The organism is Chromobacterium rhizoryzae (genome assembly GCF_020544465.1).
In the GTDB taxonomy this organism is placed as follows: domain Bacteria; phylum Pseudomonadota; class Gammaproteobacteria; order Burkholderiales; family Chromobacteriaceae; genus Chromobacterium.
Genome location: NZ_CP066126.1, coordinates 210037 through 227040 on the forward strand (window position 1 = coordinate 210037; position 17004 = coordinate 227040).

General features: G+C 69.3%; 14 protein-coding genes. 8 read left to right on the plus strand and 6 right to left on the minus strand.

The genetic code is table 11. The features are described 5' to 3' along the window. Nucleotides 1-42: 42 nt before the first annotated feature. The 5 genes from JC616_RS00870 to JC616_RS00890 are packed head-to-tail and all read left to right on the plus strand — an operon-like array spanning nt 43 to nt 5783. Complete coding sequence (locus JC616_RS00870) at nt 43-2808, plus strand: 3-deoxy-7-phosphoheptulonate synthase (protein ID WP_227106225.1); 2766 nt, start codon at nt 43-45, stop codon at nt 2806-2808. After that, on the plus strand, nt 2802-4319 hold the full coding sequence (locus JC616_RS00875) for an anthranilate synthase component I family protein (protein WP_227106227.1): 1518 nt from the start codon (nt 2802-2804) through the stop codon (nt 4317-4319). Before JC616_RS00870 ends, JC616_RS00875 begins: the two co-directional genes overlap by 7 nt. Beyond that, complete coding sequence (locus tag JC616_RS00880; RefSeq protein WP_227106229.1) at nt 4310-4918, plus strand: anthranilate synthase component II; 609 nt, start codon at nt 4310-4312, stop codon at nt 4916-4918. The genes JC616_RS00875 and JC616_RS00880 overlap by 10 nt, the downstream gene beginning before the upstream one ends. 47 nt (nt 4919-4965) lie before the next feature. Further along, nucleotides 4966-5394: an acyl-CoA thioesterase gene (locus JC616_RS00885; protein ID WP_227106231.1), complete on the plus strand. Its 429-nt coding sequence runs from the start codon at nt 4966-4968 to the stop codon at nt 5392-5394. Then, nucleotides 5391-5783 (plus strand): RidA family protein, encoded by a 393-nt coding sequence (locus JC616_RS00890; RefSeq protein WP_081549478.1) that lies wholly within the window; start codon nt 5391-5393, stop codon nt 5781-5783. The genes JC616_RS00885 and JC616_RS00890 overlap by 4 nt, the downstream gene beginning before the upstream one ends. Nucleotides 5784-5880: 97 nt before the next feature. On the opposite strand, the gene pdxR is transcribed toward JC616_RS00890, so the two are convergent. Continuing rightward, nucleotides 5881-7338 (minus strand): MocR-like pyridoxine biosynthesis transcription factor PdxR, encoded by a 1458-nt coding sequence (gene pdxR / locus JC616_RS00895; protein ID WP_227106233.1) that lies wholly within the window; start codon nt 7336-7338, stop codon nt 5881-5883. 272 nt (nt 7339-7610) lie between these two features. Here pdxR and JC616_RS00900 point away from each other — a divergent pair, with 272 nt between their 5' ends. Continuing rightward, the gene (locus JC616_RS00900; protein ID WP_227108502.1) at nt 7611-8228 is read left to right on the plus strand and encodes a VTT domain-containing protein; all 618 of its coding nucleotides are present in this window, start codon (nt 7611-7613) and stop codon (nt 8226-8228) included. A 7-nt stretch (nt 8229-8235) separates the two neighbouring features. On the opposite strand, the gene dsbG is transcribed toward JC616_RS00900, so the two are convergent. The 3 genes from dsbG to dsbD form a co-directional block, all read right to left on the minus strand. Next, complete coding sequence (gene dsbG / locus JC616_RS00905) at nt 8236-8985, minus strand: thiol:disulfide interchange protein DsbG (RefSeq protein ID WP_227106236.1); 750 nt, start codon at nt 8983-8985, stop codon at nt 8236-8238. A 2-nt stretch (nt 8986-8987) separates the two neighbouring features. Then, nucleotides 8988-9809 carry a TlpA family protein disulfide reductase gene (locus JC616_RS00910; RefSeq protein ID WP_227106238.1) on the minus strand — a complete coding sequence of 274 codons (822 nt, stop codon included), beginning with the start codon at nt 9807-9809 and terminating at the stop codon, nt 8988-8990. Between the two features lie 83 nt (nt 9810-9892). Then, nucleotides 9893-11662 (minus strand): protein-disulfide reductase DsbD, encoded by a 1770-nt coding sequence (gene dsbD / locus JC616_RS00915; RefSeq protein WP_227106240.1) that lies wholly within the window; start codon nt 11660-11662, stop codon nt 9893-9895. Nucleotides 11663-11771: 109 nt separating this feature from the next. On the opposite strand from dsbD, the gene JC616_RS00920 reads away from it, so the two are divergent. After that, nucleotides 11772-12437, plus strand: coding sequence for a response regulator (locus JC616_RS00920; protein WP_107801442.1), 666 nt, complete (start codon nt 11772-11774; stop codon nt 12435-12437). After that, nucleotides 12434-13741, plus strand: a complete 1308-nt coding sequence (locus JC616_RS00925) for an ATP-binding protein (protein ID WP_227106242.1) — start codon at nt 12434-12436, stop codon at nt 13739-13741. The genes JC616_RS00920 and JC616_RS00925 overlap by 4 nt, the downstream gene beginning before the upstream one ends. Before the next feature lie 120 nt (nt 13742-13861). On the opposite strand, the gene JC616_RS00930 is transcribed toward JC616_RS00925, so the two are convergent. Both JC616_RS00930 and JC616_RS00935 read right to left on the minus strand, forming a co-directional pair. After that, nucleotides 13862-14959, minus strand: a complete 1098-nt coding sequence (locus JC616_RS00930) for a ferritin-like domain-containing protein (RefSeq protein WP_227106244.1) — start codon at nt 14957-14959, stop codon at nt 13862-13864. 49 nt (nt 14960-15008) lie between these two features. Further along, the gene (locus JC616_RS00935) at nt 15009-16964 is read right to left on the minus strand and encodes a hypothetical protein (RefSeq protein ID WP_227106246.1); all 1956 of its coding nucleotides are present in this window, start codon (nt 16962-16964) and stop codon (nt 15009-15011) included. Between the last annotated feature and the right edge of the window lie 40 nt (nt 16965-17004).

A 17004-nucleotide genomic window follows, 5' to 3' on the forward strand; every position in this document is an offset into this window, starting at 1 on the left:
GGGCGGGCTTTTCCCAATCAGCACCCGATAAACGAGATCACGATGCTGACACTATCCAAAGCCTGGAGCCCAAGCAGCTGGCAGGCGAAACCGCACACACAAATGCCCGATTACGACGACGGCGCCGCGCTGCATGCCGTGCTGTCGCGTCTGAGCGCCTATCCCAATCTGGTGCCTTCCGCCGAAATCCGCCGGCTGCGCGCCGCGCTGGCCGGCGTGGCGCGGGGAGAGGGCTTCGTCATCCAGGCCGGAGACTGCGCCGAGCGCTTCGCCGGCCTGCGGCCGGACGTGCTGGGCGGCCACTACCGCCTGCTGGAACGCATGGCCGCGGACCTGGGCCAGGCGCTGCAGCGCCCGGTGCTGCGCATCGGCCGCATCGCCGGCCAGTACGCCAAGCCGCGCAGCCAGCCGCAGGAAGCGCTGGGCGGATTGAGCTTGCCCAGCTATCGCGGCGACATCATCAACGGCGTGGAATTCGCCGCCGCCGCGCGCGCCCACGACCCGCAGCGGCTGGAATCCGCCTATTTCCACGCCGCCGCCAGCCTCAACTACCTGCGCGGCCTGGACCGCGAGGCCGCGCCGCGCGACAGCGGCTACTACGTCAGCCACGAAGCGCTGCTGCTGCCTTATGAACAGGCCCAGCTGCAGCAAGACGAGCGCGGCGACTGGTATTGCGGCTCCGGCCACTTCCTGTGGGTGGGCGAACGCACCCGCCAGCTGGACGGCGCGCATCTGGAATTCCTGCGCGGCGTGAACAATCCCGTCGGCGTCAAAGTGGGCCCCGGCATGGAGCGCGAGGAACTGCTGCGCCTGATCGACGCGCTGAACCCGGACAACGAGGCCGGCCGGCTGACCCTGATCACCCGCTTCGGCGCGGCGCAGATCCAGCGCCTGCCGGCGCTGCTGGACGCGGTGCGCGCGGAAGGCCGCCAAGTGCTGTGGCTGTGCGACCCGATGCACGGCAACGGCGTGCAGGCGGCCAACGGCGTGAAGACCCGGCGCTATGAAGACATCCTGGCCGAGGTGGAGGCCTTCCTCGCCGCCCACCGCGACTGCGGCAGCCACGCCGGCGGCGTGCACCTGGAATTGAGCGCCCTGGACGTGACCGAATGCCTGGGCGGACCGGAGGCGCTGGCCGAGGAAGACCTGGGCCGCGCCTACCACAGCAGCTGCGACCCGCGGCTCAATCCGCGCCAGGCGCTGGCTTTGACCGACCGGCTGATCGCCGCGCTGACCCAGCCCTCCGGCGCGGCGGCGCGGCCGGCGCAGGACGCGGCCGCGCCGGAACCGCTGATCAATCTGGCCGAGCGCCTGGCCGCCAGCCGGCCGGACAGCGACCGGCTCTGCTTCGTCGGCCCCGGCTTCAGCCTCAGCTACCGCCAGCTCAACCGCGCGCTGCGCCGTCAGGCCGCCTGGCTGCAAACCGAAGGCGTGGCCGCCGGCGAGCGCGTACTGATCGCGCTGGACGACGGCCCGGAGCTGGCGGTGGCCTTTTACGCCGCGCTGGCGGTGGGCGCGCTGCCGGTGGTGGCCAATCCGCGGCTGGACGCCGCCTCGCTCCACCATCTGCTGGCCGACGCCGCTCCGGCGCTGTGCCTGGGCCAGTCCTCGCAGATCGCGGTGTGGCCGGCCGCGGCCAAGCTGCGGCTGCTGGACGCCGGCGCTCATCTGGAATGGCTGGCCGGCGACAGCCCCGACGACGATTGGGACGATTTCGCGCGTCAGCCGGAAGACGCGCCGGCGCTGATTCAATACACCTCCGGCAGCACCGGCCAGGCCAAGGGCGTGGTGCACAGCGCCCGCTCCATGCTGGCGGTGTGCTCGCACTTCGCCGCCGGCCAGCTGCGGCTGGGCGCGGACGACGTGTTGTACTCGGTGCCCAAATCCTTCTTTGGCTACGGCATGGGCAACAGCCTGTTCTTCCCGCTGTATCTGGGCGCTTGCGGCGTGCTGGACGGCGCCTGGCCGTCGGCCGAACGCGTGGCCGGCGTGCTGCGCCAGTTCCGACCCACCGTATTGTTCGCCGTGCCCACCCTGTACCGGCTGCTGCTGGAACACGGCCTGGAGCCGTCCGATGTGGCGATCCGGCTGGCCTTCTCCGCCGGCGCCCCGCTGTCCGCGCCTTTGGCGCGGCGCTGGCGTCAGCGTTTCGGCTTTGATCTGCACGACGGCATCGGCGCCACCGAAATGTGCCATGTGTTCGCCACCAGCTATCCGGACGCGCTGCGCGCCGGCAGCGTCGGCCGCATGTTGCCGGGCTGGGAGGCGCGCATCGTCGACGCCGACGGCCGGGACGCGCCGGCCGGCGAATGCGGGGTGCTGCTGGTCAAGGCGCCCAGCCGCGCGCTGGGCTACTGGCGGCGTCCGCAGGAGGAGCAAGAGCGCTTCCAGGACGGCTGGTATCGCACCGGCGACCTGTTCAGCCGCGACGAGCACGGCTATCTGAGCTTCCACGGCCGCGAGGACGACCGCTTCAAGGTGTTCGGCCGCTGGGTGGTGCCGGTGGAAATCGAAAACCTGCTGGCCGCGCTGCTGCCGGAACTGGGCGACGCCTACGTGGTGGCCGCGCCGGACCGCGACGGCGAAGCCCGCCCGGCGCTGATCCTGCGCGCCGGCGACGACAGCGAGGCGCTGGTGCGCCTGGTGCACGCCACGCTGGAAGCCCATCTGGAAAGCTATAAGCGCCCGGCGCTGGTGCTGGCGCTGGAGGAGATTCCGCTGAACAAGAACGGCAAGCCGGACCGGCGCGCGATGGCGCAGCTGGCCGCCCGGGAACAGGCGGAGCGCAAGGAGGAAAAAGTATGCTGAGCGAAGAGGCCTTTCTGCGTTACGGCGACCACGGCTTCAGCCTGGCGCCGCTGTGGCGGACCCTGCCGCTGCCGGCGGGCGCGGACCCGCTGGCGCTGTACCAGGCGCTGGCCAACCAGGGCCAGGACTATCTGTTTGAAACCGGTCACTGGCGGGACGGCGCGTTTCAGCGCGCCTATTCGGTGATCGGCCTGCCCTGCCGCGAGCGGGTGGAGCTGGACGAGGGCCGGTTGCGCCATTGGCGCGACGGCCAGCTGCTGCGCGAACTGGAGTGCGCGGACCCGCTGGCGGAGCTGGCCAAGCTGCAACAAGGCTGGCGCGCGCCGCACTTCAGCGCCTTGCCGCCGTTTTCCGGCGGCCTGTTCGGCTATTTCGGCTTCGAAACCACTCGCCTGATCGAGCCGCGGCTGCGCCGCCAGCCGCGCAAACCCTCCGGGCTGGCGCTGCCGGACGCCTTGCAATGGCTGAGCCTGGACTTGCTGGTGTTGGACCACCAGCAGGCCAGCGTCTACTGCATCGTCCACGAAGCCGCCGAGGCGGCCGGCTACGCCCGCGGCCAACAGCGCTTGCTGCGCTTGTGCGAGCAAACCCGCGCGCTGCTGGCGGAGCCGTCCGCGCCGCCGCCGGCTTTCGCCGCGGACGCGACGGCGGACCCCGCCTTGGATTACGCCTTTGCGCGCGAGGACTTCCAGCAGGCGGTGGGCCGGATCAAGGACTACATCGCCGCCGGCGACGTGATGCAGGTGGTGTTGTCCCAACGCATGAGCCAGCCCTTCGCCGCCGACGCGCCCACGCTGTACCGGGCCTTGTCCGGCCTGGGCGAAACCCCCTACCGCTACCTGCTCAATCTGGGCGACGCCCAGATCGTCGGCGCCTCGCCGGAGATGCTGTTCCGCCAGCAAGACGAGCGGATCACCAGCCGGCCCATGGCCGGCACCCGCCGCCGCGGCGCGGACGCGGCGGAAGACCAGGACTTGCGCCGCGAACTGCTGGCCGATCCCAAGGAAATCGCCGAACACATGATGCTGGTGGACCTGGCGCGCAACGATCTGGGCCGGCTGGCCGAGCTGGGCAGCGTGCAAGTGGACGAACTGCTGACCGTGGAGCCCTTCTCCCACGTCATGCACATCGTTTCCACCGTGTCCGGCAAGCTGCCGCAGCAGGCGCAGGCGCTGGACGTGCTCAAGAGCACCTTCCCGGCCGGCACCCTCAGCGGCGCGTCCAAGGTGCGGGCGCTGGAAGTGATCGCCGAGCTGGAGCCGCATTCGCGTGGCGTCTACGGCGGCTCCATCGGCTATATCGGCTGGCGCGGCAACGCCGATCAGGCCATCACCATCCGCACCGGCGTGCTGCAAGACGGCCGGCTGCACGTGCAGGCCGGCGCCGGCGTGGTGCAGGACTCGCTGGCCGAGCGCGAATGGCAGGAAACTCTGGAAAAAAGCCGGTTGATGCTGCTGGCGGCCAAGCTGGCCGCGGCGGCGGCGCGGCAAGAGGAGGCGATATGCATTTGATGATCGATAACTACGATTCCTTCACCTACAACGTGGTGCAGTACCTGGGCATGTTGGGCGCGGACATCATGGTGAGGCGCAACGACGAGATCAGCCTGGAGGAGATGGAAGCGCTGCGGCCGCGCTCGCTGATCGTCTCGCCCGGACCCTGTTCGCCCGCCGAGGCCGGGGTGTCGCTGGCGGCGATCCGCCGCTTCGCCGGCCGCCTGCCCATCCTCGGCATCTGCCTGGGCCACCAGTGCATCGCCGCCGCCTTCGGCGCGCAAGTGCGCCGCGCCGACGAAGTGCTGCACGGCAAAGTGTCGCGCATCCATCACGACGGCGAGGGTCTGTTCGAAGGCCTGGCCGACGGCCTCAAGGTGGCGCGCTACCACTCGCTGGTGGCGGACGCGCTGCCGGAAGAGCTGGTCGCCACCGCCTGGGCGCTGCGCGCCGACGGCGGCCGGGGCGAGATCATGGCGCTGCGCCACCGCAGCCTACCCATTCACGGCCTGCAATTCCATCCGGAATCGGTGCTGACCGAACAGGGGCTCAGCATGCTGGGCAATTATCTGCGGCTGGCGGAACGCGCCGCGCAAGCGGAAACCGAAGCCGTCTGACCCACACAAGGGGCGGCGATGGTCGCCCACGCCAAGAAAGCGACAAGATGCAAGACCCCCATTTTTCCAAGGCCTACCCGATCCGCTTCTCCCACTGCGATCCGGCCGGCATCGTTTACTTCCCGCAATACCTGGTGCTGAGCAACTGGCTGGTGGAAGACTGGTTCACCGAAGGGCTGGGCATCAGCTTCGCCGACTTCATCGGCCCGCGCCGGCTGGGCCTGCCCATCGTCAAGCTGGACTGCGAATTCCTGCGCCCGTCCCGCCAGGGCGAGCAGCTGACGCTGCAGTTGCGCGTGGCGCGGCTGGGCGGCAGCTCGCTGACCCTGGACATCGAAGGCCACGCCAACGGCGAACTGCGGCTGCGCTGCCGCCAGGTGCTGGTGCACATCTCGCTGGACAGCGGCGCAGCCATCGACGCCCCGGCCGACGTGCGCGCCGCCTTGAGCGGCTTGATGGAGGAGGCGGCGGCATGATGCAAATTCTGCAACCGCCGGAATGGGCGCGCCCGCGCGGCTACGCCAACGGCATCGCCGCGCGCGGCACCCTGGTGTTCACCTCCGGCCAACTGGGCTGGGACGCGGAAGAAAAGCTGGTGGGGCCGGGCTACGCCGAGCAGGCGATCCAGATCTTGAAGAACATCGTGGCGGTCCTGGCCGAGGCCGGCGCGCGGCCGGAGCACCTGGTGCGGCTGACCTGGTATGTGTCCGACCGCGACGCTTATTTCGCCGAGGCCCGGGAAGTGGGCCGCGCCTACCGGGAGCTGATCGGCCATTTCCCGGTGATGAGCGCGTTCCAGGTGGCGTCTTTGATGGTGCCGGGCGCCAAGGTGCAGATCGAGGCGACGGCGGTGATTCCGGATTGAGGCTTGCTGGGCCGGGCGGGGCCCTTGGGCGACGCCCGCCAAGCCCCGCCGTTTTCAACGCTGTATCGACGACGCGCGGCAGATCGTAAACAGGCTCTCAGCCGCCCGGCGGCAAGGACCGGCCTTCCAGGCATAGGCGCAGATTCCGCGCCTGTTGCGCGGCCTGCTCCGGCGTGGCCACATTGGCGAAACCGAACAACAGCCCCTTGCCGCAATCCGCCTCCAGCGCCCGCGCCGACAGCGCGGCGATGCCGAAGCGCTCGCGCTTGGCGCGCTGCGCCAAGGCGATGTCGTCCTCCGAGCGATCCAGCCGCGCCAGCAAATGCAGGCCGCAGGCCGGCACGTCGAAACTCATCCGCTCGCCGAACGCCTGCCGCAGACTGGCGATCACCAGCTCGCGGCGCTGCGCGTAGGCGGAGCGCATCTTGCGCAGATGGCGGATGAAGTGGCCCTCCTGCATGAAATCCACCACCACCCCCTGATTCAACAACGGGCAGCCGTCGTGCCAGGTATGGCAGGCGGCGTTGAAGCGCGTCAGCAGGGGCTTGGGCACCACCAGATAGGCCAGGCGCAGCGCCGGGCTCAGCACCTTGCTGAAGCTGCCGACGTAGAGCACGTTGTCGTTGGCCCCCAGGCTGGCCAGTGCCGGCTGCGGCCGGCCGTCGTAGCGGTATTCGCTGTCGTAATCGTCTTCGATGATGAAGGCGTTGTTGTGCTCGGCCCAGGCCAGCAGCTCCAGACGCCGCACCAGGGACAGCGACACCCCCAGCGGGCTTTGATGCGCCGGGGTCACCAGCGCGAAACGGGCGTGCGGCGCCCTCTCCTTGGCGACGGCCACCTGCATGCCGTCCCGGTCCACCGGCACCGGCACCAGCTCCGCGCCCATTTCCGCCATCAGGTGGCGGCTGGGCGGGAAACAGGGGTCTTCAATCCACACCTGGTCCAGCGGCCGCAGCAGGGTGCGGCCGATCAAATTCAGCGCGCCGCGGTAGCCGGCGGTGATGAAGACCTGTTGCGGCGAGCAGTCCAGCCCGCGCGACAGGTGCAGATAGGCGGCGATGGCCTCGCGCAGCGGCCCGTAGCCGGCCGGCTGAGGGTAGGACAGAAAACGGTTTTGCAGCCGCAGCTGGCGGGTGTTCAGGCTGGCCCACAGCTTGCGCGGGAACAGGTCCAGCGCCGGCAAGCCCAGCTGATAGGGCAGGGGCTGCCAGTCGGAGGCGGAATCAAATAAGGACAGGCTGGCCGGGCGCGGCGCCGGCGCGTCCGCCGGGCGGGGCTGCTGCATGCGCACTTCCGCCAGCCGCGGCGACACCACGGTGCCGGCCTGGCCGCGCGCCTCCAGATAACCTTCGCCTATCAATAATTCGTAAGCCAATTCCACGGTATTGCGCGACACTTGCAGCTCGCCGGCCAGCGCGCGTATGGACGGCACCCGTTGTCCCGGCGTCAGGCTGCCCTGGCTGATGGCCTGGATGAAGCGTTGATACACTTGGCGGTACAGCGGCAGCGCGTCGTCCTGACTGGATAGCTCCGGGGCGGCAAGGCCGGCGCTCACGTCGGCGCTCCCGCGCGCGGACAGGGGGATAAGAAGGGGGCTTGCGGCAACTGAGGCATGGCGGCTTCCTGAAAGCGGTTTAGTTTGAAAGTCGATAGCCGTTGCAGAATCAATTCTGACATTTGCTGTCATCATTAAAAACAAAACAATATGCCCATGTCAAATTAAGATTCCGCGGCCGCGCCCTCAGACCGGGGAAACATCCGCCCGGCGCAGCGGTCAAGCATTAGACGCGACGAATTCATTGAGGCAAGGAGAGCAGTGTGTTGACCATGGGGTTTCTGAGCTGGTTGTTCGGCGATGAGAATCTGATGTCCCTACTGGCGCAGAACTGGGCGCTGGGGGTGTGGATCGTGGCCGCCATCGTGTTTTGCGAAACCGGCCTGGTGGTCTTGCCCTTCCTGCCCGGCGACGGGCTCTTGTTCGCCACCGGCGCCTTGCTGGGCGCGCAGGGGGTGTCGCCGTGGTGGCCGATGGGGCTGATCACGCTGGCGGCCATCCTGGGGGATTTGCTGAATTACAGCATCGGCCGTTCCGCCCTGGGGCAGACGCTGATCCGGCGCGGCTGGGTCAAGCCCCAGCATCTGGCCAAGACCCAGGCTTTTTTCGACCGCTACGGCGCGCCCACCATCACCATCGGCCGTTTCGTGCCCATCGTGCGCACGGTGGCGCCGTTTCTGGCCGGCTTGTCCGGCATGTGTCCGCGCCGCTTCGCCTGCTACAACGTGTTGGGCGCGGTGATCTGGTGCGGCGGGCTGGTGTCCATGGGTTACTGGCTGGGAGCGATTCCGTGGGTGCAGGACAATATGCTGTGGCTGGTGCTGGGCATGGTCGCGCTGCTCTTGCTGCCGCCCTTGTGGCAGTGGCGGCGCAGCCGCCGGAACGGCTGATTCCGGCTCAGCGCGGTCCGAGCAGCTGTTGCAGCGCGGCCGCCGCGGGCGCGCCCTGGACTTTTTGCAGCCGGCCCTGGGCGTCGCGGTAGAAAGAGGCCGGGGTGGCGAACACGCCGAAGCGCTCCATCAGCCGCTGGTTGACCGCCAGTTTGGCGCCGACGGAGGCCGGCGGCTTGGCCAGCGGCCGCACCGAATCGCCGGCTTCGTGGCGCGCCAGCGCGGCGGCCGGGTCCGGCGCGGCCAGGAGGGCGGCGGCCTTGGCCGGGCTGTCCTCGGCCAGCAGGCCCACCAGGATGTGGCGGATCTGGACCTTGCCGGCCTGGACCCAGGGCCGGGCGTCCCGCCAGAGCTGCCGGCAATACGGGCAGTTGGGATCGGTGAAGGTGTAGACCACGCGCGGGGCCCCGTCCTTGCCGTCGGCGATCCAGTGGCTGCTTTCCAACTGCCGCCACAGCGCGGCGCCGAACTGCCGGTCCAGCAGCTCGGGCTTCCATTTGTCGCCGCGGGCGTCGGTGACGTTGCCGACGATGGCCTGTCGGCCGTCCGGGGTCAGGTAGACGGCCTGCGGCCGGCCCAGGTAGAGCGCGGCGTAGCCGGTGAGCCCGGACGGGCCGGGAAAGCTGCTCAGGACTTCATAGCCCTGGGCTTCCAGCGCCTGAATGGGCGCCGGCCAGGCTTGAGGCGGCGCGGCGTGGGCGCTCAGGCTCAGCCAGAGCGCCAGCGGCGCCAGGCCGCGGATCAGCGGTGCGTTCATGTTTATTCCTTGGAAGCGGGCGCGCCGCCCAGCAATTGCAGCTTGCTGGCCAGAGTGGCTTCGGACAGTTCGCCCAGATGTATGGTTTGCAATTGGCCGCGGGCGTCGAAAAACAGCGTGGTGGGCAGTGCCGCCGAGCCGTACTCCCGGCCCAGAGCGCCGGCCGGGTCCAGCAGCACATGCCGGAGCCGAAGCGGCTGCTTGTGGAAGAACTCGCGCACCGCGACTTCGTCCTCGCCCTGGTTGGCGAAGACGAAGCGCACGTCGGTCCTTTGCCGCTGGGCGTCTTGCAGCAGCGGCATTTCCCGCAGGCAGGGCGGGCACCAGCTGGCCCAGAGATTGAGCACCATGGGCTTGCCGCCGGCCAGCGCCGGCAGCGAGGCCGGGGCGCCGTCCAGTTGCGGCAGCACGCGGGCGGACAGCGAGGCCTTGGTTCGCCCTTCTTGCAGTGCCGCGCCGCCGGCCCAGACCAGCGCGCCGCTCAGGATGGCGACGGCCAGCGGCCGGCGCAGCTCCGGCCGACGCCAGCCGCGCCACGCGGCCAGGGCGAGCGCGGCGGCGACGCCGGCCCAGGGCAGGAAGCCGCCGTCGCGCAGATCCAGCACCGCCAGCGGCCGCTGCGAGTACAGCGAAAACCAGTACAGGACGAAGCCGACGCGCGCGGCGACGAAGCCCCACAGCAGCATGTCGTTGAGGTGGGCCGCCACGCTGACGCGGCGGCCGCGGCCGGCGAGCAGGCCGGCGCCGTGGGCGGCGAGCCAGGCGGCGGCGATGATGGCCAGGCTGACCGGAATGGCCAGCGGGCCAAGGTTGAAAGCAAGCATGGTTCAGTCCTGTGCCGCGCGGAGCGGGGTGGCGGAGGCTATTTTTTTAAACGTTTGAATAGACTGGGTCCTTTCCAAAAGATTCAGCGGGCCCGCCGCGCCTGGCTCAGGCGTTCGAGAAAGGCGTCCGGGCTCAGCGCGCCGACGATGCGCTGGGCGCGGCGCTCCTGGCCGTCCGGGCCGATCAGCAACAGCGTGGGCGGTCCTATCACCTGGCGCGAGGCCAGCAGCGCGGCGCTGTCCGGGCCGGATTCGGTCACGTCGGGCCGCAGCAGCGTCATGCCGGCCAGCGCTTGTCGCACGAGGGGATCGCCAAACACCTTGTGCTCGATTTCCTTGCAGGCCACGCACCAGTCGGCGTAGTAGTCCACCAGCGCCCACCGGCCTTGGCGCGCGGCCTCGTCCAGGCCCTGTTGCAGCGCGCGGACATCGCGCACGGTGACGAAGCCGAGTTGTTCCATGTCGGCGGCGGGCGCGGCCGCGGAGGAGACGAAGGCGAGCGGCCGCAGCGGATCGCTTTGCCCGGCGGCCGCGCCGATCAGCATCGCCGCCGCCCACAGGCCCAGCAGCGCCGCCGCGCCGCGCAGCGTCCATTGGCCGGGGCTGGCGCGCCAGGGCCGGCTCAGCGTCAGCAGGCCGACGGCGACGGCGAACAGCCACGCGCCCCACAAGGCCAGGCTGGCGGCCGGGGGCAGCACGCGGTCGAGGAACCAGATGGCCATGCCCAGCAGCAGGAAGCCGAACACCGCTTTGACCCGGTTCATCCACAGGCCGGGACGCGGCAGCAGTTTGGCCCCCAGCGCGCCCACCAGCAAGAGCGGCACGCCCATGCCCAGGCCCATGGCCAGCAAGGCCAGGCCGCCTTTGAGCACGTCGCCGCTGTCGCTGATGTAGAGCAGGGCGCCGGCCAGCGGCGCGGTCATGCAGGGGCCCACCAGCAAGGCGGACAGCACGCCCATCGCCGCCGCGCCGCCCAGGGTGCCGCCGCGCTGGCGCTGGCTGGCCATGGCCAGCCGGTCGCGCAGCGCAGCCGGCAATTGCAGCTCGTAAACGCCGAACATGGCCAGCGCCAGCAGGATGAACAGCGCGGCGAACAGGCCCAGAGCCCACGGCGTTTGCAGCGCGGCCTGCAGATTGGCGCCCATGCTGGCGGCCAGCGCGCCCAGCGCCGCGTAGGTCAGCGCCATCGGCAGCACAAAGGCCAGCGCCAAGACCAGGCCGCGTCGCGGCGTGGCGCCGCTGCCGACGATCAGGCTGCTGAGAATGGGCACCATGGGCAGCACGCAGGGGGTGAAGGTCATCAGCAGGCCCAGGCCGAAGAAGGCCAGCAAGACCCAGCCTACGCCGGATTGCGCCAGCCGCGCCGCCAGCGCCTGGTCTTCGCCCAGGGCCGGCGCGGCGGGGGCCGTGCCGGCAAGCCCCGCCGTGGCGGTTTTAACGGCCTGGCCGCCGCCGGACAGCTCGACGACGCGATGCTGCGGCGGATAGCACAGCCCGGCTTCGGCGCAGCCCTGCCAGCTCAGCGCGAGGCGGCGCGCCTGGCCGGCCCGCACCAGCAGTTCCAGCCGCTGGTAATACACCTCGGATTCGCCAAAGAATTCATCATGGATGGTCTTGCCGGCCGGCATCGCCGGCGGCGGGACGCTGCCGGCGGGTTCGGCCGCGATCTTGATATTTTTGCGATACAAATAATAGCCGTCGCGGATGTCCCAGCGCAGGCGGACCTGGCCGTCGCCCAGCTCGCTGACGCTGAGACGGAAGGCCTGTTCCGGCGGCAGAAAGCCGGTTTGCGCCTGGACGGCGGGCATCCAGAGGAAAAGCAGCAGCAACAGGCTGCGGAAAATAAGCGGCATTGCGGTCTCCATGGCGATGAATGCCCACAGCCTGGGCGCCGGGGATTAAGCCGCCGTTAACAATGGGATAATCCGTTGCCGGCAAGCTGGCGGCGACAAGGAGGCGGGAATGCGGGTGTTATTGGTGGAAGACAATGAGTTGATCGCGCTGGGCATCGTCGCCGGGCTGCGCGCCCACGGCCTGACGGTGGATGCGGTGGGCAGCGCGGCCCAGGCCGAGGCGGCGCTGGCGACGCTGGACGCCGATTTGATGATTCTGGACCTGGGGCTGCCGGACGAGGACGGCATGCGCTTGCTGGCGCGCTTGCGCGCGCGCGGCGCGGCGCTGCCGGTGCTGGTGTTGACCGCGCGCGACGCGGTGGAAGACCGGGTGGCTGGCCTGCGCGCCGGCGCGGACGATTATCTGCTCAAGCCCTTTGATCTGGACGAACTGGTGGCGAGGCTGCACGCCTTGCGCCGGCGCGCCGCCGGGCGTTGCGTGGACGTGATCGAGGACGGCCCGCTGCGGCTGGACCCGATGCGCGGCGAAGTCTGGCTGCACGGCCGGCCGGTGGCGCTGGCGCGCCGCGAACTGGCGCTGTTGGCGGCCTTGATGCAGGCGCGGGAACGGATTCTCAGCGCCGAGCAGTTAAAAGACCGGCTCTACGATTACAGCGAAGAAATCGAAAGCAACGCCCTGAACGTGCACATCCACCATTTGCGGCGCAAGCTGGGGCCGGCGGTGGTGGAGACGGTGCGCGGCCTGGGCTACCGCTACGGCAGGGCCGGCGAATGAGCTTGCGTCTGCGACTGCTGTTATGGATAGGGGTGTCGCTGTGCCTGCTGTGGGGCGGCGTGGCGGCCTGGACGCTGCATGATCTGGACCGGCAGATGCGGCTGACGCTGGACCGGCGGCTGGCGATGTCGGCGCAGATGGTGGCCGGCCTGATGGAACAATTGCCGGCGCCGCCGCCGCGCGCCGTGCCGCGTTTCGAGGGCATAGGCGCCGGCATCGCGTGTCAGATCGTGTCCGTGCGCGGCGAGGTGCTGGCGCGCACGCCGGGCGCGCCGGATACCCGCGCGGACCCGGCGCCGGGCTATGCCGAGCAAACCCTGCGCGGCGAGCGCTGGCGCAGCTATACGGTGGTGGCCAACGGCTTGCGGGTGACCACGGCGGACCGGCTGACCGAACGCGAGGCGATGTTGACGGATATCCGCTGGGCCGCCGCCGTGCCCTTCATCGCTGCCCTGGCCGGCAGCCTGGTGGCCTTGTGGCTGGGCGTGAGCCGGGGGCTGCGGCCGCTGGAGCGGCTGCGCCGCGCCTTGGCGCGCCGCGCGCCGGAAGCGCTGGAGCCGGTGGCCACTCAGGGTTTGCCGCGTGACGTGCTGCCGCTGGCGGACAGCCTGAATCAGCTCTTGCGGCGCGTTGGCGAAGCGCTGCAACGCGAGCGGCGTCTGACCAGCGACGCCGCCCATGAGCTGCGCACCCCGCTGACGGCGATCAAGACGCATCTGCAAGTGGCGCGCATCACCCAGGGGCCGGACGCGGCGCAGGCGCTGGCCCACGCCGCCGAGGGGGCGGAACGCTTGCAGAACACCCTGGGGCAGTTGCTGATGCTGGCGCGGCTGGAAGGGGCTTTCGATTGGGAGGAAGGCCCTCCGGCCTGCGCCGACGAGGTGGCGCGGCTGGCGATGCGCGACGCGGAGCCCGCGCCGCCGCGGCGCATTGTCTGCGCTCCGCTGCCGGAGGCCGCGCTGGCCTTGCCCCAGGCGCTGGCGGCCACCGCGCTGCGCAATCTGCTGGACAACGCCTTGCGGTATTCGCCGCCGGACGCGCCGGTGCGTTTGGAGGCCGCGCTGTGCGAGGAGGGCTTGCGCTTTGAAATCCGCGATCAGGGGCCGGGGCTGACGGCGGACCAGCGCGAACAGGCCGCGAAGCGCTTTTGGCGCGGGCGGCATGCCGGCGCCGGCAGCGGCCTGGGCCTGTCCATCGTCACCGCGATCGCCGGGCGCTTTGGCGGCCGTCTGGAACTGCTGGCCGGCGAGGAGGGCGGGCTATGCGCCGCCCTGACGCTGCCGGTGCTCAGAAGTTCTTCATAGCCTGCCGCGCTTCGCCGGACGCGGCGCGGCGAGCGCCCCTTTAAAAATGCGCATGCGCTCCTTGCGCATCCCGCTGTCTTTGCGGTTCCCGCCCTGGCGCGCTAGACCTTGAACAGGCTCTCAGGACGACGAATGCCGGAGCATGAACGGCGGCGCGGCCACCACGTCCGGCACGCTGCTGTTGACCGGGTTCCGCATCACTTTTTGCGCCACCAGCTTCAGCTCGTACATGATGCCGATGGCGGCGTCCAACTCCCGCGGCTGGCCGTTGAAGGTGCGGTCCAGCGCGGCCAGCAGGTTTTGATAGGCCTGGTAGAACTGGGCGCCGCTGACGGCCGCGCCGCTGCCCGCCGGATAGTCTGACAGCGCGGCGTTGGGCAGCAGATTGAACACCCCGGTTTCGTCCAGCGGCACCGGCTCGCCGGTATAGGACCAGCCGGAGGGGCTGGAGTCGTCGCGAACCAGGCGCTTGCCGTAGTAGATCTCGCCAAACTTGAAATAATGGGCGTAGCCGCCGCCGGCTTCTTCCTTGGGGTTGATCCAGTCGTCCTCCACCTGCACGCCTTCGCCCTGGCGCACAATGGTGTCTATCACCGCGCGGGCGCTGGCCATGTCGTAGACCTTGCCGTCCGGACAGCCCGGCACCTCCTGCGGGAACCACTGGCTGACGTCCACCTGCTCGTCCAGCCGCGGCTGGGCGAAGCAGTCGTGACCGTGGTTTTCCAAATATTGCAGCCGCTCCAGGATGGCCTGGTAAAAGCGGCCGATGGAGTCGAAGCCGGGCTGGTTGTCGACCGAGGCCTGGGTCTCTCCGGGCAGGACGGCCTGGGTGTCCGGGCGTTCAATCTCCATGAACACTTCCTGAGCCTGCTGCCGGCTCAGCGCCTTGAGGGTGACGATCAGGCCGGTGTCCACGCACATCGGCAGCGGCCCCGGGTAGCTGAGCGCCCGGCCGTCTTCGATGACGCGCGGGTTGCCGCCGATGGCGATCAGGGTGTTGGCGGCCAGGGTCATGTGCAGCATTTCCTCCACCACCACGGATTGCACCAGCGCGCGCGCTTCCTGATTCTGGCCGGGCTTGATGGAGAACAGCGCGGTCAGATAAGTGGGAATGGTGGACAGCTCCAGCCGCACCGCGCCGGCCAGCATGGTCCGCACATCGTTGATGTGCTCGGCCTGAAGCAGTTCGGCCATCAGTTCTTGACGTATCTTCAGCATGGCTTGGTTTCCTGGCTTGGTTTCCTTGAAAGAGGGGCGGTCTGGGCGCTCAGGCGTCGTTGCCCTTGCGGCTCTTGCTCGTGCTCAGAGAGCCGCGGGTGGCGGCGATGTCGGCCTCGCTGGGAGCTGCGCTCTGGCGCAGCGGGCAGCGCTTGCCGTACATCAGCTGGCGGTCGAAGGTTTTGCCGGTGCGATCTATCACGTTTTGGAAATAGTTGATCAGCATGCGCCGCTTGCTGGCGGACAGGTCGCGCGTCACCGGCATCTGGTCCGGGTCTTCGATGGGCTTGTCGAACACGAAGCGCATGATGAAGGCGCTGGCGTCGGCCACCGCTTGCTTGGAAAAGTCGAACAGACCCTGGCTCATCACCGGGTAGAGGTTGGCGTATTGCTGCAGGATGGGCTGCACGTCCTCCCAGCGCGGGTTGTCCAGGTCGATGTCCTGGCCCGGCTGCGGGAAGCTGCTGAAAACTACGACGGCGAAGTTGTCGAAGGGCTGTTGCAGCGCCGGATCGGAGCCGGCCAGATTGTAGTTGATGGTGAACAGCTGGCCGTCCATGTATTCGCGCGGGGTGCCGAAGCTTTCCGGCCCGTGCAGGGTGACGGCGACCCGGCCGGCCTGATCGGTGACCGGTTCCGCCGGGCTGAAGCGGACGGCGGCGTTGGGCACGTTGTTGACCGGCAACAGCGCGCGCGGGGTGGTGCCCTGAGTCTTGTCGGTGGGGGTGTCGCCGTAGTCCAGCATGGGCGCGCCGGCCCAGAAGGCCAGCGCCGCGCCGGCCAGCGGCTGGCCGTAGCGCGCCGCGTAGAGATGGGTGTGCAGGTGGTTCTTGTCCGGGTGGTTGGGGTCCAGGCGAATGGCGAAGTCCTCGGCGCGGACCTCGTTGCCCAGCAGCGCTTCGCGCACGCAGACCACGGCGCGTCCCTCCGCGCCCACCGGCTGGACGATGGCCAGCGGCAAGGGCTGATTGGCCAGCCGCAGCTGCGCCTCGTTCAGCGGCACGGACTGGATGCCGGCCTGCTGGTCTTGCAGCGTCTGCGAGGTGTCCACGCCGGCGATGGCGGTGTAGTCGCCCGGCCCTATCTCCGCGTCCTGCGCCGTCCACTCATTGTGCAGGATCGCGTATTGCAGCGACGGCAGCGCCGCCACCTGATAACGGCTGTTCAGCGGCAGCGCGTTGCTCAGGTCCACTTGCAGGCTGGCGGTATCCTGATCCAGCCAGGAGGAGAAACAGCCGATGCCGTTCTGGCTGGCAAGATCGCTGCCCTGTTGCGTGGTGGGCATGAAGCGGCGGCCCAGGATGAAGGAGCGCGGCTGGCCGAGATAGGCCGGGCCGATGGCGCCGAGCACGGTGCCGTAGCCGAAGCCGGGGTCGCTGTAGGTGGTGCTGTAGCCGTAGGTGGTCAGCCGGATGGATAGCCGGTTCTGCTCGCTCAACTCGATCAGGCGGGCCAGCAGCGGGCTGTCGAAGCCGTCCAGATGCCACTGGATATTGGTGAGCACGGACTGAAAGACGGCGGAGGCGGCGCTGTCGCCCTGGCTGGCGGCGCGGGAGAACCACAGGTCGCGGAAAGGGTTGCTCTGGTAGTCGGCGGTCATCAGCGGCGTGCCGTCCGGCTTGAGCAAGGACACCGCCAGGCCGTAGATGCTGGAGGCCAGCTGCCAGTCCGGGTCCAGGTCCACCATTTTGCCGGACGGCTTGCCGATGGCGTTGCCCACGCTGCAGGACAGCAGCGGGTCTTGCGCCGGATCGGTGATCAGAATGCCGCTGGGGCCGCGCAAGCTGCTCACCTGGCAGTTGGCGAAGCGCATGATGGCGGTGCCGGTGGGGTGCCACCAACCGTTGTAGGTTTTGGTGCGCCCGTTGTCCCCCGCCTGCTGATATTCCTGAAAGCGCGGTTCGAAAGTGGCGTTGTCGTAATGGCGCGGATCGTTGTTGACGGTGGAGACGTCGGACTGGAACTGGCCGGAAAAGGCCAAGCGGGGGAACTGCAGATAGCTCATATGGGCTCCTTGCCGGCAGGAAAATCCGCTGACGGCTTTT